Annotated in this window: 21 protein-coding genes and 1 other RNA gene; 12 read left to right on the top strand and 10 right to left on the bottom strand. The window is 43.9% G+C overall.

The genetic code is table 11. From position 1 onward, the window contains the following. Positions 1-400 precede the first annotated feature (400 nt). A complete protein-coding gene (gene mtnP, locus JMY08_RS04865) occupies positions 401-1294 on the top strand; it encodes an S-methyl-5'-thioadenosine phosphorylase (protein WP_201591623.1) in 894 nt (297 codons plus the stop codon). Positions 1295-1606: 312 nt separating this feature from the next. On the opposite strand, the gene JMY08_RS04870 is transcribed toward mtnP, so the two are convergent. The 6 genes from JMY08_RS04870 to JMY08_RS04895 all read right to left on the bottom strand — a co-directional run bounded on the left by JMY08_RS04870 (position 1607) and on the right by JMY08_RS04895 (position 7384). Continuing rightward, positions 1607-2650: a methyltransferase domain-containing protein gene (locus JMY08_RS04870; protein WP_201591626.1), complete on the bottom strand. Its 1044-nt coding sequence runs from the start codon at positions 2648-2650 to the stop codon at positions 1607-1609. Positions 2651-2748: 98 nt separating this feature from the next. Continuing rightward, positions 2749-3396, bottom strand: a complete 648-nt coding sequence (locus JMY08_RS04875; protein WP_201591639.1) for a TIGR04282 family arsenosugar biosynthesis glycosyltransferase — start codon at positions 3394-3396, stop codon at positions 2749-2751. Between the two features lie 17 nt (positions 3397-3413). Further along, the gene (locus tag JMY08_RS04880) at positions 3414-4127 is read right to left on the bottom strand and encodes a TIGR04283 family arsenosugar biosynthesis glycosyltransferase (RefSeq protein ID WP_201591652.1); all 714 of its coding nucleotides are present in this window, start codon (positions 4125-4127) and stop codon (positions 3414-3416) included. A gap of 14 nt (positions 4128-4141) precedes the next feature. Continuing rightward, positions 4142-4987, bottom strand: coding sequence for a DUF547 domain-containing protein (locus JMY08_RS04885; protein WP_201591655.1), 846 nt, complete (start codon positions 4985-4987; stop codon positions 4142-4144). 12 nt (positions 4988-4999) lie between these two features. Beyond that, complete coding sequence (gene arsS / locus JMY08_RS04890; RefSeq protein ID WP_201591673.1) at positions 5000-5998, bottom strand: arsenosugar biosynthesis radical SAM (seleno)protein ArsS; 999 nt, start codon at positions 5996-5998, stop codon at positions 5000-5002. A 270-nt stretch (positions 5999-6268) separates the two neighbouring features. Continuing rightward, a complete protein-coding gene (locus JMY08_RS04895) occupies positions 6269-7384 on the bottom strand; it encodes an FAD-dependent oxidoreductase (protein ID WP_201591676.1) in 1116 nt (371 codons plus the stop codon). Positions 7385-7686: 302 nt separating this feature from the next. On the opposite strand from JMY08_RS04895, the gene JMY08_RS04900 reads away from it, so the two are divergent. The 6 genes from JMY08_RS04900 to JMY08_RS04925 all read left to right on the top strand — a co-directional run bounded on the left by JMY08_RS04900 (position 7687) and on the right by JMY08_RS04925 (position 13185). Continuing rightward, on the top strand, positions 7687-8628 hold the full coding sequence (locus JMY08_RS04900) for an alpha/beta fold hydrolase (protein ID WP_201591679.1): 942 nt from the start codon (positions 7687-7689) through the stop codon (positions 8626-8628). Between the two features lie 165 nt (positions 8629-8793). After that, the gene (gene dapD, locus JMY08_RS04905) at positions 8794-9615 is read left to right on the top strand and encodes a 2,3,4,5-tetrahydropyridine-2,6-dicarboxylate N-succinyltransferase (RefSeq protein ID WP_010199491.1); all 822 of its coding nucleotides are present in this window, start codon (positions 8794-8796) and stop codon (positions 9613-9615) included. 226 nt (positions 9616-9841) lie between these two features. Next, complete coding sequence (queE, locus tag JMY08_RS04910) at positions 9842-10573, top strand: 7-carboxy-7-deazaguanine synthase QueE (RefSeq protein WP_189584403.1); 732 nt, start codon at positions 9842-9844, stop codon at positions 10571-10573. A gap of 70 nt (positions 10574-10643) precedes the next feature. After that, positions 10644-11780, top strand: coding sequence for a multidrug resistance efflux transporter family protein (locus tag JMY08_RS04915; protein ID WP_201591682.1), 1137 nt, complete (start codon positions 10644-10646; stop codon positions 11778-11780). A 14-nt stretch (positions 11781-11794) separates the two neighbouring features. After that, entirely contained in the window at positions 11795-12430 is a 636-nt protein-coding gene (locus JMY08_RS04920) for a trimeric intracellular cation channel family protein (RefSeq protein WP_189584397.1), read from the top strand. A gap of 89 nt (positions 12431-12519) precedes the next feature. Then, positions 12520-13185, top strand: a complete 666-nt coding sequence (locus tag JMY08_RS04925; protein ID WP_010199481.1) for a trimeric intracellular cation channel family protein — start codon at positions 12520-12522, stop codon at positions 13183-13185. A gap of 265 nt (positions 13186-13450) precedes the next feature. On the opposite strand, the gene recJ is transcribed toward JMY08_RS04925, so the two are convergent. Continuing rightward, complete coding sequence (gene recJ, locus JMY08_RS04930) at positions 13451-15262, bottom strand: single-stranded-DNA-specific exonuclease RecJ (RefSeq protein ID WP_201591686.1); 1812 nt, start codon at positions 15260-15262, stop codon at positions 13451-13453. A gap of 320 nt (positions 15263-15582) precedes the next feature. On the opposite strand from recJ, the gene JMY08_RS04935 reads away from it, so the two are divergent. From JMY08_RS04935 to JMY08_RS04945, 3 genes are all read left to right on the top strand, one after another. Continuing rightward, complete coding sequence (locus JMY08_RS04935) at positions 15583-16098, top strand: hypothetical protein (protein WP_010199475.1); 516 nt, start codon at positions 15583-15585, stop codon at positions 16096-16098. Between the two features lie 179 nt (positions 16099-16277). Then, the gene (locus tag JMY08_RS04940) at positions 16278-16667 is read left to right on the top strand and encodes a hypothetical protein (protein ID WP_201591689.1); all 390 of its coding nucleotides are present in this window, start codon (positions 16278-16280) and stop codon (positions 16665-16667) included. A gap of 148 nt (positions 16668-16815) precedes the next feature. Then, positions 16816-18477 carry an alkaline phosphatase D family protein gene (locus JMY08_RS04945; RefSeq protein WP_201591692.1) on the top strand — a complete coding sequence of 554 codons (1662 nt, stop codon included), beginning with the start codon at positions 16816-16818 and terminating at the stop codon, positions 18475-18477. Positions 18478-18636: 159 nt separating this feature from the next. Here JMY08_RS04945 and JMY08_RS04950 read toward each other — a convergent pair whose 3' ends face one another. From JMY08_RS04950 to JMY08_RS04960, 3 genes are all read right to left on the bottom strand, one after another. Then, a complete protein-coding gene (locus JMY08_RS04950; RefSeq protein WP_189584386.1) occupies positions 18637-19014 on the bottom strand; it encodes a hypothetical protein in 378 nt (125 codons plus the stop codon). A gap of 367 nt (positions 19015-19381) precedes the next feature. Beyond that, positions 19382-19760: a transfer-messenger RNA gene (ssrA, locus tag JMY08_RS04955) on the bottom strand. An 85-nt stretch (positions 19761-19845) separates the two neighbouring features. After that, entirely contained in the window at positions 19846-20517 is a 672-nt protein-coding gene (locus tag JMY08_RS04960) for an alpha/beta hydrolase (protein WP_201591695.1), read from the bottom strand. A 174-nt stretch (positions 20518-20691) separates the two neighbouring features. Between JMY08_RS04960 and JMY08_RS04965 the strand changes: the two genes are divergently transcribed. Beyond that, a complete protein-coding gene (locus tag JMY08_RS04965; RefSeq protein ID WP_201591698.1) occupies positions 20692-22077 on the top strand; it encodes a glycerophosphodiester phosphodiesterase family protein in 1386 nt (461 codons plus the stop codon). A 414-nt stretch (positions 22078-22491) separates the two neighbouring features. Then, a complete protein-coding gene (locus JMY08_RS04970; protein WP_201591701.1) occupies positions 22492-23274 on the top strand; it encodes a response regulator in 783 nt (260 codons plus the stop codon). Positions 23275-23342 lie beyond the last annotated feature (68 nt).

Consider the following 23342-nt stretch of genomic DNA (forward strand, 5'->3'; position numbering starts at 1 on the left):
CATGGCACTGACAGAGACTATTTTTTAGACAGTTCGATGTTAAAAACAGTAAGTTTAGTCATTCTAAGCGTCTATTTTTAACCATGAAATGGCAAAAAATAGTCCTGTCTCCCTCTGTTGATATTAGAGCTGATGCGAAAACTGCCCTATGCTGCGTTGTAAACCTAGTTAAGGCATGAGCATTACCGTCGTTTTACGCCTTGTCTAGAACAGTTTTCGCAATCAGCAGTGCCTATTTGTGAATGTTCAACACGCCCTAAACGTTAGTGGCTATATTTAGAATGTAAAACCCTTTCTAAAAAATCCGTTTACCAAGACCTTTGTTATTGTCTATATTTTGAGGAAAAAGCGAGTAACACCAGCTTTTACAACTTTTACTAGCTATCATTTGGAACCTGATATGACTTCAATTGCAGTAGAAAACACGCAAAAATACTCTGCCGACATTGCTATCATTGGCGGCAGTGGTCTCTATCAAATGCAATCACTCACCAATAAACGCAATATCACCATACAGACGCCTTATGGTAGCCCTTCTGATGATATTGTCCTTGGTGAATTAGAGGGTGTGACGGTTGCTTTTTTGACACGGCATGGTCAAGGTCATAAACTCATCCCGTCCGAAGTTCCTTATCGCGCCAATATTTATGCACTAAAGACATTAGGCGTGCGCTATATCGTATCAGTATCCGCAGTCGGTTCTTTGCAAGAGCATATTGAGCCGTTAGATATGGTCATACCCGATCAAATGATTGACATGACCAAGCAGCGAGTCAGTACGTTTTTTGGTGAAGGCGCAGTCGCTCATGTATCGATGGCAGATCCACTATGTCCTGCCCTAGCAGATATCCTAAAGCGAGCTTACGACAAAGCAGATATTTTTGAGGGAGCATGTCACTCACAGGCAACTTATGTCTGTATCGAGGGACCACAGTTCTCAACTCGTGCAGAGTCCCAGTGGTATCGGCAAATGCAGGCAGGTATTATCGGCATGACCAATATGCCAGAAGCCAAACTGGCACGTGAAGCCAGCATTGCTTATGCAACGTTGGCCTTGGTGACAGATTTTGATTGTTGGCATCCTACCGAAGAAGCAGTCAGTGCGGATTACGCCATAAAAAACCTGATGAAAAATGCCGAAAATGCTCAGAAAGTAATTAAGGAAGCGGTCGCTTTGATTGCCGCCGAGCTGCCAGATTCAATCGCACATAATGCCTTAGCACAAGCACTGGTAACGCCTGTGAACGTAATGGACGAGCAGACCAAAACCAGACTTGCTGCATTACTGTACTAAATATTTAAAAGTGTATCGATAGATGCTTGTTTGAAATAATGACAGACAGCAAAGTGTTAAATTCCCATACACATACAAACATGCATATACAAAAAGGCCATTAACTTGAATTAATGGCCTTTTTTAGGGTTTTGGCTCGTATATTTGCAACGTACGCTAACTATAGTCAAAGTATCCTAAAAACGCTACGGTATTGCTGATATCAATTTTTTGTAGCCTCTGTCTGCGCAGGCACAGTAAGCAAGAAAAATTGATATCAGCAGTACGTCATGTATCGATATTACTTTTCACTGACTATACACAGCTTTGACACTAACAACAGCCGCCCAGCTCAGATGCTAGCGTTACAGACTGATTAAATGGCATTAGCTCGCCGCAACCTGCAAAAATACCGTAGTGGCGACTGTCATCACCGATAAATTCAAAATGCGGTGCAAAGCGAGATTCTTGTAGCATTCGAAACGTATTGCCACAGACAGGGAATACTCGACCAGCCTCAATAGCATGGTGCTTATCGAGATCAAAACGATGAGGTGACTGTTCAATAGATCCTTTGTATATCACTGCTTGTCCATGATCTTCGCAGGCGTCTTCAAGCGCGGCAATCTTAAACAAACGATAAGTAGCAGAGAAAAACTGAATGTCACCGATTTTAGCCGCCAATGCGGGATCAGTAATCTCAAGTGGGCGATCCTCGACCAGACGCGGGTCTAAAAATCCTGCGCCTCTTGCCAAACGGCTAAAGTCCTTCCAGTACAAGGCACCACTCAAACACTCTCCATAAAGGACAGGATCGTCGATTAGGTGTTGTGGAATACGGCGATCAGCATAGACGTCAGAAAAATAAAACTCTCCACCGGGCTTAAGTAAACGCTGCACACTGGCCATCACTGCGGCTTTATCAGTGGATAAATTGATGACGCAATTTGAGACGATAATATCAAAGCTATTATCTGCTAACGCTAGCTCATCTAACTTTTCAAGATAGCCTTTTATAAAAGTCACATTATCATAGCCAAACTTGTCGACATGATAGTCTTGATGCTGTTTTGCGATTGCCAATTGCTCATCGGTCATATCAACACCGACTACATGCCCCGTCTCGCCAACCAATTGCGCTAGTGCGTAGACATCGCGGCCCGAACCACTTCCTAAGTCTAAAATGCGGCAGCCTTCAAGTAACGCCGGACAAACCAATCCGCAACCATAATAACGACTCAAGACGTCATCATGGATATTAGCCAGCAGCGGTTTGAGCCATTCAGGCATATTACTAATATCGCAACACGCCGAGGTCTTTAAATCAGCAGTGCTTTGTAGCTGTTTACCATAATAATCCTGAACCACGTCCTGCATAACAATATCCTTATTGAATGTACAATCCAGTTGAAAGTCTTAGTGATGACCTTGATAAATATAGCCGCACTATTTTAGCCAATTTATTGAAACGCTTATCAGCTGTCATCGACCTTGATATTGACGTGAGAATCCAGCCAGCCATTTGGCAAATACTGCAAATCTTCAGGCTCATCAATATCATGTAAAGGTGATAATAGTGCGAGTGTCCAACCTAATGTTGCAAAGCGCTGCCTAGTCACTGCAGCCACGCTAGCCGTACTCCAGCTGATATTTGAAAAAAGACTTTTATCCGCTTGTTTAAATCCGAGCAACACATAACCACCATCTGATGCAGGAATCATGACTGCATCATGCTGATCTAACTGCTGTGCTGCTAGTTGAATACGCGCTGCCGTGAGGCTAGGACAATCCGTACCAATTAATAAAACCTTTTCAAAACGTTGCAATACTCGCTGACTGGCTCCCAGCATACGAAAACCCAAGTCACCCTCCACTTGCGCTGACCATTGCAGTGAGTCAGGCAAATCAAGCGCTTGCCAGCAAGGATCACTTGGCGCAGGACTAACACATAGCTCAACCGTAAAGCCAGTAGCGACGGCCTGTTCTATGCTATGCAGCAGCAGTTGCCGTGCCATTTGCGCGGCACCTTCAATGCCAAGCGCTGGTTGCAAACGGGTCTTTGCCATACCCTGTGCGGGAAATTTGGCAAAAAGAATGATGCAAGTTTGTGATTTTTGATTCATAGTAAGCGTTTATTCTTTTATTTATAATAGCGCGCTTTAATATTATCAGCCGACACGCCACGCCAATAATCAAAACGTAAATGCCACATTAAGACAATCGTCCGCCAAGTGCCATATTGTTGCCAGCGTCTGGCCGAGGTGATGACTTTACTTTTCAAACATGCAGGTTTGGCGACACCTTTTAGCTGCTTGCATAACTCGACATCTTCCATCAGCGACTGTTTAGGATAACCACCGATTTGTTCGAAAAGCTTACGCTTGATAAAAAGAGCTTGGTCACCCGTAGCGATTCCGCTCAATCGTGAGCGCCAGTTAATCATACGACTTACTAGCCAAAGCATCGGCTGACGGCTATTCAGCTGCACATCGAAACGACCCCATTCTGAGTGTTTTATAGCGGTGGTTACTTCTGCAATAGCTTGGATTGGCAGTTGCGTATCGGCATGCAAAAACAGCAAGATATCGCCAGTTGCTAATGCTGCACCTGCATTCATTTGCTGCGCACGCCCTGCTCTGGACTCAATCATTTGCCAATCCACTTTATGGTAATTATCGAGCGTTGACTCTTTAATAAAGCTTTGAATTATGCCGATAGAATCATCGTTTGAGCCACCATCTACCAAGATAGCTTGCTGCGGTGTGGGATTTAGGCTGTCTATATTTGCAAACAGATGAGGCAAATTATCTGCCTCATTGAGTACTGGAATAATGATAGAAACCGTCGATGTCATAGTTGGCCGTATTCTTACTTTTTATTCAAATTCCAATTGTAATCGGTATAGCCAATCTTCGTTTTACCTGCTTTTAGATCAGCCGTTTGCGATTTATCAAGACTTAAAGACGAGCTATAGCGAGCTAAAAATCCTTCTAAATCTTTGGTGCCGCGCCAATTCGACTCAAAGTCTTCTTTATACCATTTAAAGATTGGCGATACCTCAAGTGTGCCGCCTTTGAGACGATTGCGGCTGCTATCAGCTAAGAACTTACTGGTTACTTGCTCTAATTGCTTATCCAATTTGCTGCCTGTAAAAGCATCGTCTAACAAGGCTGGACAGCCAATGCTAGCACAGTTCACCGCAAAGTGAATACGTGGTTCATTGTAGCGTTTGGAGCCACGGATTAGATTGTGCTCGATGTCATCGAGCGAGCGCTTTTTGCCTAGTAGCGTGACAAAATCTTGTTTCCATGGCGAGCCAAATATCCCACCGATATCTTTAATCGACTTAATACTAGGATACTTGGTCAACACTAGCTCTACCGTACCTGCGTTATAGACATTGATCAAAAATGCCAACTGCTCGTCTTTGCTCCAGCGGTTAAATTCTGACTGGCTGACTTTGCTAGTGGCCGCCATATAGCTATCAAGCTTGCTCTTGTCCGCTTTCATGCCATTATAATTAACGACAGAGGCTTTACCACCATTGGTCATAGTGACGTTTTTGTTGAGTAAGCTGTCCCAAGTGCTATGATTGAAATCAGCATAACTGGCGACACTGGCCAATAATATAGAAGTGGCCACTGCCGTTTTTATCATTAAACGACTGCTTGAAAAACTGCTTGTGCTCTTACTGATGCTATCAAAAATATTCATAAGTAACTCCGTTTAAATCGATGAGGTGTTTTCTATCGTCTGGTCTGCTGTCTCTTCTTCTAGCGCGCCACCGCAACTACTCCCCTGTCCTGCTGTGCAACCATAACAATGGTCAGCAATAGCGATAACATCACCAGAAGGGTTTTGAGTCAGCAAATCGCTTAGGTGCTGACGCGACTTATTGGGTACAGGAATCTCTAACTGCTGATTGAAGTCACAATCGAACAATTCACCCAACCAGTTGACACTGATGGTCGAGCGGCACATGACTTCCGCTAAGTTGGCAGCCACGTAATTTTCTTTGAGCAAATCCATATACGGGTGGAATTGGTTTTTGGCCAACAGCACCGCGCCAAAACGCTGAATCGGCATATTGGTCAAAGCGAACAACTGATTAAACTCAATCTCGAAATGTTCTTTTAGCTCGCGCTTATAGTCCGCTTCAAGCTGCTGTTGATTGGGCGGCAGCGTGGCACCTTGTGGGTTATAGACCAAATTCAATGTCAAATCTGAATCAGGCTTGCCATAACCTAAAGCATTGAGCTTTTGCAGTCCCAATATACTGTCATCAAACGCGCCCTTACCCCGCTGTTTGTCTACATTTTCTAAGGAATAACACGGTAAGGATGCCACTACTTCAACTTGATTGTCTGCTAAAAACTGCGCCATGTCCTCATACCCATCTTCCATGAGGATAGTCAGATTACAGCGATCTATTACTTTGACACCTAAGGCGCGAGCCGCCTTTACCAAATACTTAAAGTCCTCATGCATCTCAGGCGCACCGCCCGTCAAATCGAGCGTATCAATATTTTGCGCTTGCAGCACTTTGGGTATCATCTCAACCAGCTCACGCGACATCATCTCTGTCCGATAAGGACTGGCAGCCACGTGGCAATGGACGCAAGACATATTGCATAAGTAACCCATATTGACTTGTAATATCGTCAGTTGCCGGCGCTTGATAGCGGGGAAATCGGTAAATTCGAGTAGTTCAATGGTAGATTTCATAAATTATTGAATCCATTCAGTAGCATTTTATTAGCAGATTAAGTCAGTTTTGACTCAGTCTCAGTAGTCATACAAACTCATTGATAATGAAAAATCTTGAGTATCATCATTAAACCACAATAGAAATCATAGCTATTATTGACAAGTTACTAATCAATTTATGCTTTCTTTCCAGTTTAACTAATCAATGATACCGTATTATGTCCCTAATATTTTTATTAAAAAGGAAATATCATGGTCAAATGTAAATTATAAAGCGGGTCAACAGGGTTATTTTGTATTTATAAAGCGCTTGTCGATTTGCCGCTTTAGATACCAAACCCAGCGACCTTGTACGCTAAATCTGCCCCAACTGCCGATAGCGTATTTATCGCCGCAAGACAATAAATATAGCGTGCGTGTTTTGGGCTGATAGTTCTGCATAGGCTCACCTCTCAGATATGCTAGCAAATTATCAGCTTCTATAGCACCGCCACGTACCGCATGAACTCCCGAATGTGCCATGTCTTCATCTACTCGCGTGGCTACATCGCCGACAGCAAACACATTCGGATGGGAGACGCTTTGTTGCAGGGCATTGACAGCGATAAAACCATTATCAATGGTTTGCAAGTCAGTAGCGGCTGTCCATGCCGACCCCATCACGCCAGTCGCTGCGATAACCGTATCCATCGTCAACGAGTCAGTAGCGGTTGACAACTGACCATCACGATAATCTGTTGCACGCTCCTGAACCATCTTAATGCCATGGCGATGCAGCTGCTTCATAACACGCTGCTGAAAACGCGGATTAAATCCCGATAAAAGATGCTCACCGCACACCAGTGTCACTTGATGGTTAGTGTTGATTTGCTGTAGTGCGACTTGAGCAGCCATGACCAACTCTATCGCTGCCGCTCCAGCCCCAATGATAGCCAGTTGATATTTTTTAGATTGTCGAGCATCCGTCAGAATCTGCTGCCAATGTGTGATAAATTCTGATAATGGCCTAATAGCGATAACGCTACTCGTCTCAGCATTATGTGACCAGCGCATATCGGTATCTGCACCGGTGTTTAATGACAATACATCATAGCTATAATGCCTATCGTCAGTGGTCATGACTTGCTGAGATTTAGCGTCTACTGCTGTGATTGGCTGCTGAATAAAGCGCACACCTGCTTGAGAGCAGAGTGACTTTATATCGATACGGATATTATCTAAGGTATAGTGTCCCGCCATCCAACCAGGCAACATACCAGAGTAAACAAACTGCGGCTGTGCGCTGATTAATGTGATATCTAATTTGATGGAAGGTGTCATACAGCGTCGACGCAACAAGCCAATATGCGCATGACCAGCACCTGCCAACAGCAGTTTTTTTACAGGCATTTTTTTTGTGGGCATCTCATCGCTCAGTGTCTTTGATGGTTTTTGAATGGTTTGGCAATAGAAATTAAAACATAAGTTAAAAGCATTTAAAGCAAGACTATTGTACGATAACGACGATTCAGTAAATAATATTGACCTACTAAGGCTTTGTGATTAAATTGGTGGCAGCAATCATCTATCGTGATAATACAACCTGACTGACGGCTTATTCTCTAGCAAAGCCATATTGACAATACGTTTAGTGCTCGTCGTTAAACACTTAAAAACCATAAAAACAGTTTGTTTTTATCCTCTAACCATGCAAGGATTCTACGCTTATGAGTAATTCTGACCAGATCACCTCCTCTGATAATACCCACTATCTGCATCATACCTTCTTTGAGCCGCGCGATAGCGACAAAAAGATTACAGCCACGCTACTGATCGTCCATGGCATGTCAGAGCATAGCGGTCGCTATGCGGACTTTGCCCAGTTTTTGGCTGATAATGGTATTGCAGTAGCAACTTACGATCAGCTTGGTCATGGTCAAACGGTAAAAACACACGCTGATTTGGGGTTTTTTGGCAGCGAGCATCCGGTGCAGTCATTGTTAAAAGACGTCATCGTTATGGCTGATAGCTTAAAGGCTCGTCATCCTCATGTGCCGCACTTTGTCATGGGACACTCTATGGGCTCATTTATTGTCCGTAATGTCCTCAAACATCATGCTCAAGACTTTGCCGGTGCTATCTTGATGGGCACTGCTGATGCCAATCCGTTGACCAAAGTGCTACTACCAATCAATAAACTATTGGCAAAAGCTGCACCAAGAAAGCCAAACGCCGTATTTGCCAAGGTAATGAACAAGGTACTTAACAGCAAGCTTAATAACCGTACTTCTGATTCACAGTTTGCTTGGATCAGTGAAAACCCAGCCAATATCGCCGCTTATGAAGCCGATCCACTCACAGGTTTTGACTTTACCAATAATGGTTTTATGACGTTGTTTACCTTGATGGCAACTAGCTTGCATAAAGGCTGGGCCACGACAATTGCCAAAGACTTTCCGATGCTTTTTGCTAGTGGAAAAAGCGACCCCATCGGTGACATGGGCAGCGGCATTCGCAATATTGTCAGCCGCCTAAAGAAACAAAATTTTAATAACGTGAGTGTAAAGCTCTATCCAAACATGCGCCATGAGCCCCTACATGAGCAGGCTAATAAAGTGGTCTATCACGATATCTTAGAATGGATAGACGATAATAGCTCAACGGTCTAGACGGCATTATTTATTATAAGCAATGGCCATTACGCCCAACTTATTTGCTAAAAGCTGCCAAATTAGCGACAATGTGGCAGGCAATATTTTTAGTCGATTCTTTACGATATAGTTAACGATAAAATCTTTTTATTTACCTTTCATCCATCTTAGGAATTTTTATCCATGTCATTACAACAAACCATCGAACAAGCCTTTGAAAACCGCAATGAATACAGCCCAAGCACTATGCCACAAGACGTACGTGATGCTATTAATCAAGTCCTTGAGCAACTAGACAATGGTAGCTTGCGCGTTGCCGAAAAGAAAGACGGCGAATGGGTCGTCAATCAATGGGCAAAAAAAGCGGTATTACTATCATTCCGCTTAAACGACAACTACGTTCAAGCAGCTGGCGAGCATGTACAGTTTTATGACAAAGTACCGACTAAATTTGCTAACTGGACTGAAGCACAGTTTAAAGAAGCAGGCGTACGCGTTGTACCACCGGCAGTCGCTCGTAAAGGCTCATTCATCGCGGCAGGCGCAGTATTAATGCCGTCGTATGTCAACATCGGCGCATATGTCGATCAAGGCGCGATGGTCGATACGTGGGCAACGGTCGGTTCATGTGCCCAAATCGGTAAAAACGTGCATCTATCAGGCGGCGTGGGTATCGGCGGTGTATTGGAGCCATTGCAAGCGAATCCAACGATCATCGAAGACAACTGCTTCATCGGTGCGCGTTCTGAAATCGTTGAAGGCGTGATCGTCGAAGAAGGCTCAGTCATCTCGATGGGTGTATTTATCGGTCAGTCAACGCGTATCTATGATCGCGAGACTGGCGAGATTCATCGCGGCCGTGTACCAGCAGGTTCTGTTGTCGTACCGGGTAGCTTACCGTCAGAAGATGGCACACACAGCTTGTACGCTGCTATCATCGTGAAAAAAGTAGATGCGCAAACTCGTGCAAAAACATCAGTAAATGAGCTATTACGCTTAGCCTAAATATTTAGCACGTACCATTAGCTGTTAAATCATATTGCTTTATAAAAAGATGCTGGAGGATGACTCCAGCATCTTTTTTGCAGCTTAATATAAGGTGTTGCGTTATAATCCTTTGTTGGTTTGGCTTTATGCAAACATAAAAACACCCACACAACCATCTGCCTTTTTTATTACGATTGATAAGTGCCTGATCGCCTTATCAACCTTTAACTGTATTTGACATATTATGAGTGAATCACCATTACGCACCGCCGCTATTCCTGTCACTGATCCTGAAGCAGGATTACGTCTGACTGAAATTTTTTACTCTTTGCAAGGTGAGGCGATAACGTCAGGCTTGCCGACGATATTTGTGCGTCTAACTGGCTGCCCGCTGCGCTGTGTCTATTGTGATACCGAATATGCCTTTACGGGCGGCGAACGTCAGTCGCTAGAGACCATTATAGAAACCATCAAAGCTTATCCTTGCAAGCGTATTTGTCTGACAGGCGGCGAACCATTAGCACAGCCGAATGCCATTGAATTGATGAAACGTTTGCTGAGCGATGATTATGAGATATCCCTTGAAACCGCAGGCGCGCTCACGGTAGAAAACGTACCAACAGCGGTCAGCAAGGTGATGGATCTTAAAACGCCAAGCTCAGGCGAGGTCGATAAAAACTTATGGTCAAATTTGGACCATCTTACTCAGCATGACCAAATTAAGTTTGTCATCATGAACCGTAAAGATTACGACTGGGCGCAAGCTATGCTAATCGAGCATAAGCTAAATGAATTGGTCGGAACCGTTTGGTTTTCGCCGATGTTTAACGTCGCCGATGATATCGATGAACAGTTTAGCCCTGACGTACCTGTGTTAGCACGAGAACTTGCTGAATGGATGCTGGCTGATGCCTTGCCTGTCCGCTTTCAATTACAATTGCATAAAATCATTTGGGCAGATGCTAAAGGTAAATAGAAAAGCACATAAAAAAGCAGGTAAAAATTACTAAACGAACGGACATATAGCCAACGGTAAGGATTCAGGGATGGTCAAACTCATTTTACTCGGCTTGTTGGCGGGTGCGTTCTTTAGTTCCACTTTTATTTTAAACGAGCTGATGAGTGATGCAGGCGGTCACTGGTTTTGGTCAGCCAGTCTCCGCTATGTCTTTATGTGGTTGATTATCACCGCTGTTATCGTGATGCAGCATGGTTTTGGCCGTATCAAAGCGCTGACAGCGATTTTTTTTCAGCACTGGGGTTTTTGGTGCGTGACTGGCAGTATCGGGTTCGGGCTATTTTATACGGGTATTTGCTATGCCGCCGACCATGTCGCCGGTTGGGTGGTAGCAGCCACCTTTATGTTTACCGTCGTGACTAGCCTGCTCGTCTTACTGGCATTTGGCCAACGTTTTGATAAAAAATTCATTGTATATGCCGTTATTGTCTTTATCGGTGTGGTACTGGTCAATGTCAGCGAAGGCTTGCACGCGGCGGCCATAGTCGATGCTGATGCCGTCCCCATGTCTGATATGCTGCTCTATGGCGCATTACCTGCTCTCATCGCCGCTTTTAGCTATCCCATTGGCAATCAATTGGTTTGGCAAGCGTCTCATAATGCTCGCCAGCGTAATACTCATCTACAAGAAGCAGCGGCGTTAAAGGCTCAACGAGACAATCTCAATAATAATGAGCCACTTATATCTGAAGCCTATGATTTACCAGCTGCCACTTATGATGCTACCGATATCGATAGTACATATAAAAGTGAGACGGCAACATCATCCCTACAAAATCTAATTGCTCGTATTCCTTCTATCGAAACCACGCTGCTGCAAAATGCCTTTAATAAAGTATGGCTAATGACGCTCGGGAGTTTGCCATTTTGGATGTTTTTAGGCATTATAGTGCGCCCTGATCAACCGCAAGTCTCACAAATATTTAATACGTTGCTCGTTGCTCTATTGGCGGGTGTGGCAGCGACCACCATATTTTTGTATGCACGTGAGCAAGCGGTTACCTCAAGTGAGGTTGCGGGCGTTGATTCTACCCAAGCCAGCGAGGTGATATTTGCCTTGATAGGCGGTATATTATTGCTCAACAACGAGATACCTTCCACATTGGGGTTGGTCGGTATTGGGCTGATTATGTTGGGACTGGTACTATTTGCCAAAGATGGGTGAGACCAAATAACGCTATGATGAATAATTTTATTTTTCCTGATATTCTGCTATATTTGCTCGATATGGTTGGTGTGATTGCTTGTGCTATCGCCGGTACTTTGCTCGCCCAACATAAAGGCTTCGATATTGCTGGCTGCATCTTAGTTTCGATGGTCAATGCCATTGGCGGTGGTACGCTACGCGATATGGCGCTGGATCGCCATCCGCTATTTTGGATGACCGATCTTAACTATGTGATTGTCATCACCGTCACCTCCCTTATCCTACAGATATTTTTTCATCTGTATCACAAGATTGATAACGCCCTCAAACTCTTTGATGCCATTGGACTAGCCGCCTTTAGCGTTATTGGTTTCAAAATAGCATTGACCCAAGATATGTCGCCCGTGATTGCCATTATGATGGGTGTTTGGACAGCCATCATTGGCGGTATGCTACGTGATATTATTTGTAATGAGATACCGCTGGTGCTACAGCGCGAGATTTATATCTCTGCAAGTATTGTAGGCTCGGTCACTTATTTGCTGCTTGACAGTTTGGGTATGGATGCCGGATTGAATGAATTTGTTATGCTGGGCGTTATCTTTGCAGTGCGAATGTTAGCGTTGCGCTTTGATTGGCACCTGCCTTCTATTCGCTTGGTTAAATAAGACGGATTTGGATTGTTTAAAAAGCAACCTCTCTTATATTCGCTTATAATGCTTAGCCAATCATCATAAAAACTTACTGAGATTCGCACATGTTGGCTATCGCATTGGACCCTACGGTACTGATCACGACGTTCGACCCGCGTTCTTTGCTCTACTTGTTTGACATGATCGGCATTGTGGCTTGTAGTATCTCAGGGACTATCCTAGCAAAACATAAAAAATTTGACGTTTTTGGCTGCTTGTTGGTATCAATCGTGACCGCTATCGGCGGCGGTACGGTACGTGATGTGATTTTGGATCGTCATCCGCTGTTTTGGATGGTAGATATGAGCTACTTGACCGTCATCACCTTCTGCTCATTAGCGACACAAATATTTTTTCGTCCTAATTCAAGACGCGTCGATAGATTTCTCAAGCTCTCCGACACCATTGGTCTGTCAGCCTTTACCTTGATCGGTATCAAGGTTGCCGATAGCATGGGCGCCAATGTGCCTGTGGCGTTATTACTTGGGGTGATTACTATTATTGTCGGCGGCATCATCCGCGATATGATTTGCAATGAGATTCCGCTGGTGCTACAGCAAGAGATTTATATCACCGCAGCCTTAACAGGCGGCATTCTATACTTTGCCCTGCACAATTTAGGCGTGGCGGATTGGATTGCTGACATCTCTGCCATGACTACGATTTTTACGTTAAGAATGCTCGCCATTCGCTACGATTGGCAATTCCCTGCTCTTGAATGGAAGTATTGAACCCTAGGGCGTGTCTTCAATTCACTCGATAGTCATCTAAATGGGCTAAAAATGGCTAAATCTTGCCAAACATCGTCAAATAGCTTGTTAATATCCCGATATTATCTACGCTATTTTTCTTGTTTGACGGCAATTTATCTCATTTTTATCGCCATTTCTGAAATGAAGACACGCCCTACAATGCCAATATTAAAAAAGCGTCAACCTTAAACACAGTTGACGCCTTATTATTGTCTTTTCGTAGTCTTAGAATAAGGTAACATCCTTATTCATTAACGACTGCTAAGTCCCTTATCATCAGTTGCAGACTTTGCTTGCCATTCCATTCATTAATATCCAATTGAAATAACACATGCACTTTTTCGGCACGATAGTCCCATGCCTCGCTATCGAAGTTAAAATAAATCGCTTCAATCGGATACTGCACATCAGGATAACGCAGTGATAGTTTAAGGTGCTTGTCTTTTAATACCTTAAAGCTTAATACGTCGAATACCCCATCAAATATCGGCGGTGCAAAGCCATGACCCCAAATACTGGCATTGGCCAAATGCTCAGCGAACCATAAGCTAAAGTCGCCTGCTTGCAACGCTCCATCAGTGAACTTCTGCTCTGCAAATACGTCATCCTCCATCTCTGCCATGACGTCATTAAACGCTGTGGCAAACGCCTCAAAATTGCGACGCTTCAAGGTCAGACCTGCTGCCATCGCATGACCACCAAAATGGCTAATTAGGTCAGGATGGCGTTCAGCAACTTGTTCAATCGCATCACGAATGTGCACGCCAGCGATAGAGCGCGCGGAACCTTTGATAGCATCGTCGTCACCTGTACGCTCTGTATCTGCTGGTGCAAAAACGATACTGGGCAAATAATGACTTTCTTTTAAACGTCCAGCGACGATACCGATAACACCTTGATGCCAGTCATCTTGATATAAAATAATGCTGCGATCTTGATTATTAACAGCCTGTCTCTCAGTTTTATGCTGAATAATAGTATCGCCGCTTTCGTCAGCATCATTATCGTTATTAGTAGCAGCTAATGCTTGTACGATGCTATCCGCTTGCGCGCGCATCTCACCTTCTACGTGACGACGGGTACGGTTTAGCTGCTCAAGCTCTTGCGCCAAGCGCTGCGCCGTACTCCAGTCTTCGGTCAACAAACACTCGATACCGATGCGCATATTGTCCATACGTCCGGCAGCATTGATACGAGGCCCTAACACAAAACCAAAATCTTGTGCCTGCATTTTTTTGGGATCACGACCTGCTTGTTCAAGCAATGCCAATATACCCAGACAGCAGCGTCCTTGCTGGATAGCCGCTAGACCATGATGCACTAAGATGCGATTGTTTTTATCCAGTACACCAACGTCAGCAATCGTCCCAAGCGCCACCAAATCCAAATATTGACTGACTTGCACGGTAGATTTATCGGCTTCACGGCGCAGCTTGGCTAAGCGTCCGAGCACATAAAATGCCACGCCGACCCCTACGAGCGCTTTGCTGGTAAAGTTGCAGTCGAGCTGATTGGGATTGACCACCGCTTCAGCAGGCGGTGTTGCTTTGGTCGTCAGATGATGATCTGTAATGACCACAGTGATGCCATCGGCTTGCGCACGTGCCACGCCTTCATGACTTGATATACCGTTGTCTACCGTGACAATCAACTCTGGCTGATACGTCTTAATGCCTAATTCGACAATTTCTGGTGTCAAACCATAGCCGTATTTAAAGCGATCTGGTACTAGGAAGTCGACGACTGCGCCCATTTTTGTGAGCGCTCGCATCATCAGCGCGGTACTGGTCGCGCCATCACAGTCAAAATCGCCCACGATAAGGATACGCTGACCGTCATCGATAGCCACGTCTAATAGACGCACTGCTTCTGTGACGCCATGCAGCATCTCTGCAGGCAATAGACCTGACAATCCGGTCTCAAGCTCATCGGGCTGGGTAATACCGCGAGCTGCATATAAGCGAGCGAGCGTTAATGATTGGGCGGCAAGTGGTTGCAACGCGGTGGGCAACTCGTCGATGCGAGTGCTGGTATAACGGGGGGTTAAATTTAGCATGAGGCTATTCTACTGGCTTTAGCAGAGGGTCACAATGGTAATTTATAATGTCTCGGTATATCGTTTTTGATTGCATTACATTGTAATAAATCATACTTTACTGCCTGCATAAAACAAGTTATCCATGCTTACCTGCCTAGCGCACATAACTGCGCATTTACAAAAACGGTGCATAGTGACTGTATTTTTCTGCATTTTGCTACAAAGCAATGATTGTATGCCTCTTATAAATCCATAAAATAGTAACCAACTGAGAGACTTGCTATCTATTGAGACTTTTAATCTGATTTTTTTATTTTAACTATTTATAAGGATGCGTTATGAAAACCACACCAACCGCTGAAAAACTACCAAATACCATCGATCCTAGCTTAGATTTGGAAACAGTCAAAAAAGAGTGCCAAAAGCTAGTCAAAAAACGCGCCAAATATTCTGCCGGTGTCGCCATCATTCCTGTGCCATTTTTTGATGTTGCTGTGGATGCGGGTATGCTTACTCAGCTATTGCCAGAAATCAGTGAACGCTTTGGCTTGATTGAAGGACGTCAATCAGCAGTTGACCTAGAGTCACGCGCGATTCATTGGGGCGCTCTAAAAGATCGTACTGTCGATTTTGCAGGATTAATGGCGACGCGCGGTATCGTCAAAAAGACCGTACAAGGTTTCGGCGGTCGTATCGCTGCCAAGCAAGTGACGAAATTCATCCCGTTAGGTGGCCAAATGGTTGCTGCTACGATGGGCTATATGATTTTCAAAAAAATCGCGAATGATCATATCGAAGAGTGCTACAAGCTTGCAAAAGACATTCAGCAAAAGCAACACGGTAAGAATGTCTAAGACAAATTGAGCAATCTCGTTTACATCTGTATCAAGCCAGTTAAGTAACTACTTAGCTGGCTTTTTCATGAACCACATAATTGGAAGTTAAAATAAGCCAGTTGGTTGATGGTGTCATTATTAGGTTTTGCTGATAATATACAGTTTTAGATGGCACCGACACTTTAAAGGACTAACCCATGAAAAAAATCTTAATCTCAACGGCTATGCTTGCTACCTTCGCCCTAGCGGGTTGCACAACGACGGACGGTATGAATACTAATGCTGGCACTGCGATTGGCACAGCAAACAATATCGGTATGAACGTATTTAAAGCAGCAGTTGATAATCAGTGCCGTAGTCAGATTGAAAATCAAAGCGCTTGGCGCATTGCCAGTGTAGCCATGACTGACACGCAAGAAGAAGCCATAAAAAGCAATGTCTGTGGCTGTGTCAGTGAGCAAGCCCCGCAGCAAGTGACCCTTGTTGAATTGGGTAATGCAGCGATAGACACACAGTATCGCACACAGTTGGTAACCAGAGTCGTCGCCAAATCTCTACAAACGTGTTATGCAAGTTTCACCAAATAAACTTTTAATAAATAGCCAAATACATTTTTGACAATGTATTTTCGACATTGATATTAATATTGACACAAGCTGGGTTAGCGATTGCTTAACCCAGCTTACTCGTATAAATTAGTTGTAAATGAAATTCACTTTATATCAAGGATGATAGATGAAAAGACGTGAGTTTATAAAACTAGGCGGTCAAGCTACTGTCGCTGGCGCATTATTGACCCAGCTTAGTGCTTGCTCATCAGACGATGACTCCACCAATTCGAATACCTTAGATAAGGTAGACGATTTAGGTTATCAAGGTGCAGCGCCTTTCGTACACGGTATCGCCAGCGGTGACCCTTTGCATGATCGAGTGATACTGTGGACACGAATCACCAATGACGGCAGTATCAGTGCCACTAGCATTCCAGTCGGATATGTCATCGCGACAGATCCAGAGCTCAAAAACATTGTCGCTAGCGGCAGAGCATTCGCCACCTCAGAGTCTGACTTTACGGTCAAAGTCGACCCAAAGCTTCCCCAACCTAATACCACTTACTATTACGCTTTTGAAGCTTTAGGCTATACATCCCCTATCGGTCGCACGCGCACGATACCCAATGCAGACTTGCCAGCCAGCGAAGTAGATCGCGTGCGCTTAGCAGTGGTTTCCTGCTCTAATTATGGTTATGGCTATTTTAACGGCTATGCAGATATCGCTAAACAAGCAGATATATCAGCCGTGTTGCATTTGGGTGACTATATTTATGAGTATCCAGAGGGGTTTTATCGCGATCAATCCTTGATAGAAGAGCGTCCGATAGACCCAAAGAATGAAATCATTAGCTTAGAAGATTATCGCCGTCGCTATGCCTGCTATCGCACTGATATTGACTTGCAAGAATGTCATCGCCAACATCCCTTTATCGCTGTTTGGGATGATCATGAGATCGCAGACAACTCATGGAAGGGTGGTGCTCGGTTCCATACTGACAGTAAAGGCAGCTATATAGAACGTAAAATGTCAGCGGTTCGCGCCTATCACGAGTGGATGCCTATCCGTGACGATAGTAGCAACGAGCTCGACAGTCAGCTGCGGATTTATCGACGCTTTGAGTTTGGTAAATTGTTTGATCTAAATATGTTAGACACGCGTATATTTGGCCGTGAAAAGCTAGATGCGACAGCCAGTAATGAGCCCGAGCGTCAACTGCTAGGACTTGAGCAAGAAAACTGGCTCTATCTAAATATGCTAGAGGGAAAGCGCCGCGATGCGACATGGCAAATACTGGGACAACAAGTCATTTTAGCGCCGTTCAAAGGTGCATCTGCGACCAACTCCGGAGATATTTGGAATGGCTACGCAAGTGCGCGCGATCGTCTGCTCAATTTTATTGAAGACAACAATATCGATAACACCGTCGTGCTGACTGGCGATTATCACGCTTCTTTCGCTTTTGATGTCTGTAAAAACCCATTCGATGCTATCAGCTACAACCCAAATACTGGTGCAGGGTCGCTGGCCGTCGAGTTCGTTTGCCCTGCTCTGACTTCCCTTGCCTTCCCTGAAAATAACAATGGACCAGAGGCTAATCCCCATCAGAAGTTTAACAATCAAACCGATCATGGGTATATGCTACTTGATATCACCGAGCAGGCCTGCCAGTGCGATTGGTATTATACGGATACACTGACTGAGCGCGATGACAGTACTCGCTTTGCCAAAGGGCTGTATACTCAGACGAAGACCAATCACTTGGTTGAAGGTAGTCAATCTCGTCCTATCACCAACGTCTCTGCTTTAGCTGCTGCAAATAAAGCCGTCGAGATGAAAATATAAGTATCGTTAAGTGCTACAGATATTTAAAGCATTAAAGTAATGTTCGTTGAGAATACAAAACAATAAAAAGGGTGCATTATTTATAATGCACCCTTTTTATTGCTGAGTCCTTGTACCATCCACTCCTCTCAGCTTATTACTTTGGCTTATTACTTTGGCTTAGAACTTGTTTTTGTCAACTGGACTCTGTGACAGAGCTGCTGCAAAAGGCAGTATTTTACTGCGACTAAAATACTTAGAAGAGCCATCGATAATCTTGTCTACTTCTTTGATCAAATCATTAATAACGTCATCATAAACACCATGATATAGTTCGGTTTCGAATGCCGTAAAGGGATGCTTACGCGATGCCGAGCTGACCTCTGTCACGCCTTGCTTACTATAAAAAATATCGACTCGACCATCACTGTTGAGTACACAATTTAATAATCCGTCCTCCAGCTCCATCTCTACTCGCTCAGGCATAAAAATATAATCGTCTACATTGATGAGTTTTTTCTCTACTTCTCTTTTAAAAAATGATTTGATATCAAACATGGATATATCCCTGACCTCAATTATAATATACGTTAGCACGCCTGACTTTATGACCATCACCCAGCATTCATTTGCATGCTTGGTAGGTCGTGCTTTGTTAATCTATCCTATAAGATAGAGGGCTATTTTTTAAGACAGGAAATGTAAAACTGCGTGTGCGGTTGGTAATAGTGAGACGGTATATAGATTTAAAATCTGAGCCAGCATAAAAAATGTCCATTACACCGAATCAACTAAACTCCTCCAAGTAACTATTGTCTATAGTTGATATGGTTAAGCTTATATAAGCTAATCAGGAAAGCTAATAACAAAAAAATTGCCATAAAAAAAGCCAGCCACCTAAGTGACTGACTTCATTTAAAATATTTGGTGGAGATGGCGGGAGTTGAACCCGCGTCCGCCAGCATTACGCTCATGAATCTACATGTTTAGTTTCTGTCTTTAATTTTAGTCTGCACCGATCCGACAGTCAGGATGGATTAGCCGATTCTCTACTTTTGAACCCAAGCGATTGAGACAATCCCTTGTGGCGAGCCTACATGCGGACGCTTCAACTTAGTTGACCAACTGTAGGTGATCAGCAACTTAGTAAGCAGGGTCTAAACCAAGTAAACTGGGTTTATGCTGCTAGAGCGTAATTTTCGTCGTTTGCGACTATAACAATATATGTTGGATTAACGAGAGGACATATACTCTCGACATGCATCATTGAGTTTCATCACCAGCGTCGAAGCCAGAACATCCCCAATAAGGTCGAGTATTATATAGGAATTAAGTGCCAACTTTCAACCTATAAAACACCCTCATTACATTACGTTACAGCTCAATTCTCTAAGCCAATACTTTATTTAACCATTTACCAATATTTTGAATTTGTGGCATACAAACCTGATGTGCCATTGGATAGGTATTATAAGACACATTATAATCTTTTGCTGATAAAAGCTGCTGCGCTTGCTCGCCTAAGATCACAGGGACGACTGGGTCGTGAGTACCATGCTCAATCAATATTGGCATGTCTTTATTAGCCGCACTATAATTAATGTTGTCATTGGTTGCTAAGTACGTAGAGAGCGTCATTAAGCCAGCCAAGCGCTTCGGATAGCCGAGTGCCACATGATAAGCCACTGCCCCGCCCTGCGAAAACCCTGCAATCACAATATGCTCAGGAGCAACACCGCGCTCCATCTCGCGGCTGATCAAGTCATTGATTTGTTGGGCAGACTCTTCAATTTGAGCCACATCGATTTTACGTTCTAGACTCATCTCTAAAATATCATACCAAGCTGGCATGACCATACCACCGTTTACCGTCACCGCTCGCTTTGGTGCATGTGGGAAAATAAATCGTACAGCCATATCATCAGCCAAGCCCAGCTGCGGTACCACAGGCTCAAAATCATGGCCGCTGGCACCCAAGCCATGCAACCAAATGACAGCGCGATCTATCTTTTTTTGAGAAGGGTTATGTTCAACAATAACAGCGTCTAAATAGTCAGTCATGACTGATCCTTAATACAATTTTGATAGTTTAGCTTTGAGAATTGGGAGTGAAATATTTTTGTAACAATCACTCGCCTGTCATTATCTTTTAAAAATTATCAGGTAACGTAAGGGATGGATAAATGACAGCAATATTGTACTTATTATTTTTCACTTTTTGTAGGGACAGTTTACATGACAATGTTAGATAATTCAGTGGCGACGCTCAATCAACTCAAAAAAACGCCATTTAAAACCGTTAAGACGGTCAGTATAGCCATAGCACTAGGGGCCACTTGCACCCTATCAATGGCCGCAGACGATATACGCAATACCACATTGACTCAAACATCCAATCAAACTATCAAGCCATCACTAAAACAACTACCAAAAAACCTGCCTGCCACGCCTCAAGCTTATACCTATGGTGTTCGGCCTTTCTATTTGGTCAATGATATGGATGAGAGCCCATTAAAAGAAGAGCTGTTGGCTTGCAAAGCACAATTACCTAGCAAAACGAACTTTTCTATTGCCCATCGAGGTGCGCCATTACAACTGCCAGAACACACTTATGATAGCTATGTTGCCTCAGCGCAAATGGGCGCAGGTATCTTGGAATGTGACGTGGCTTTTACCAATGACGGCGAGCTGGTCTGCCGCCATGCGCAAGACGATCTGCATACCACTACTAATATCCTTGCTACCCCGCTGGCCAAACAGTGCACCGTGCCGCCAATCATAGATGCCAATGGTGTACTGACCAATGCCGACAGTATTGAATGCCGTACCTCAGACATCAGTGCCAATCAATTTAAAACATTGACGGGCAAAATGGACGCCGCAAATAAAAAAGCGACCAGTATCGATGAATATATGAATGCGACTGCGCCTTGGCGAACAGACTTGTACTCGCAAAATGGCAAGGTATTGACTTTGAAAGAGCATATCGCATTGGCACGCCAACTGGGCATGAAGCACACGCCTGAGCTAAAAGCGCCTGCCGTGACCATGCCGTTCAATGGTTATCGTTTAGACGATTACCGCCAACAGCTCATAGAGACTTATAAGGCAGCGGGTGTGCCTGCAAATGATGTATTTGCGCAGTCATTCAATATAGAAGACCTTGATTACTGGATAAAAAATGAGCCAGCTTATGGTGCCAATGCCGTTTATCTCATCGATGACAGTAATGAAACCGCTGAAAACAAAACGTTTGATAAAGATGATGCGACGACATGGAAGCACTCCTTGGCTGAGATCAAAGCCCGTGGCATTAACATCATTGCGCCAGCACTTTGGCTATTAGTCACAACTGATGACAATGGAAAAATGATACCGTCAGCCTATGCAAAACAAGCAAAAGCCAATGACCTAAAAATCATTACGTGGTCGATAGAGCGTTCAGGGCCATTAACCGATGGCGGTGACTGGTATTATAGTGGTCTTGGCGAGGCTATCAATAATGATGGTGATATGATGAATTATATCGATGTGTTGGCACAAGACGTCGGTGTCCAAGGCATCTTTTCAGATTGGCCCGCTACGGTGAGTTATTATGCCAACTGTAAAGGCTTAAAATAGGTTAATCCAACTCCTTTTTCTTATCTAAGTGTCTAATATTAAGACACACCCAATACCAGCTTAATTATTGTTAAGCTGGTTTTTTATTTTCCATTGGTTGTATCAGCATCATTAAATAATAGACCATTTGCTTAGGGCGTGTCCTCAATCTGAACAAAACCTTTTAAATGGGTTTAAAAAGGCTATATTCTCGCCACTTTTCGAAAATTTATAGACAATATGTTCATATTCTCTGCAAAATTTCCATCGATTGGCAAAAATCTATCTCTTTTTATTTCCATTTTCAAAATGAGAACATGCCCTAATACCCTGCTTTTCCATCAAGTTTTCACACTGTTTGGATAGTGGTAGCAAGAGCAGGCTGCTGTTTTGTGCTACGATAATTTACTAAAATTATAAAACGATATAGAAACTATGACCCATATTTTACTGGTGGAAGATGACCCTGCTATTGCGATGTCACTCAAAGTTACTTGCAAACGTGAAGGCTGGAAAATCACTTGGCTAGACAATGCGAGCAGCGTGTTACCAATGCTTCATAGCCTTGAGGCGCAAGATCTATCGGCGATTATTTTGGATGTTGGCTTGCCAGATGGTGATGGTCTCAGCCTCTGCCAACAAATACGACACACTCCCGATATCGATAGCTTAAAAGACATCCCTATCGTATTTTTGACGGCTCGTAGTGACGAGGTTGATAGGATTTTGGGTTTAGAGATGGGCGGTGATGATTATTGTGCCAAACCTTTTAGCCCGCGCGAGTTGGTTGCCCGTCTAAAAGCCATTTGGCGACGTGAGCAATTACTGTCTAAGCAATCTGCTACTCATACAACAGCCACCGATAATACAACTAACCGTGCTTCTTCGAACAGTATGTCAGGGCAAGCATTGACGTTTGAATGTCAATCTGGCGTTTGGCATTACCAACCGCTCAATTATTCCTTGATGTGGCAAGAGCAAAAGCTGGAGCTCAGCAATACCGAGCGCAAAATTTTGCTGACATTATTGCAAGCACCCAATCAAGTCTTTAGCCGTGAGCAATTACTCAGCGCTGTGAGCGACTACCCTGATCATCGCTTGGCCAGAACCATAGACAGTCATATCAAGTCCATTCGTAAGCAGCTGTCCACTGTCGACGCGAGCATTGAGGTCATTCATACTCATCGTGGATTGGGTTACGCATTATGTCCCGCTTAGTCATAACTAACTAGGGCGTGTTGAACATTCACAAATAGGCACTGCTGATCGCTAAAACTGCTCCAAAC

The organism is Psychrobacter sp. Pi2-51 (assembly GCF_904846665.1).
GTDB classification, from domain to species: Bacteria; Pseudomonadota; Gammaproteobacteria; order Pseudomonadales; family Moraxellaceae; genus Psychrobacter; species Psychrobacter glaciei.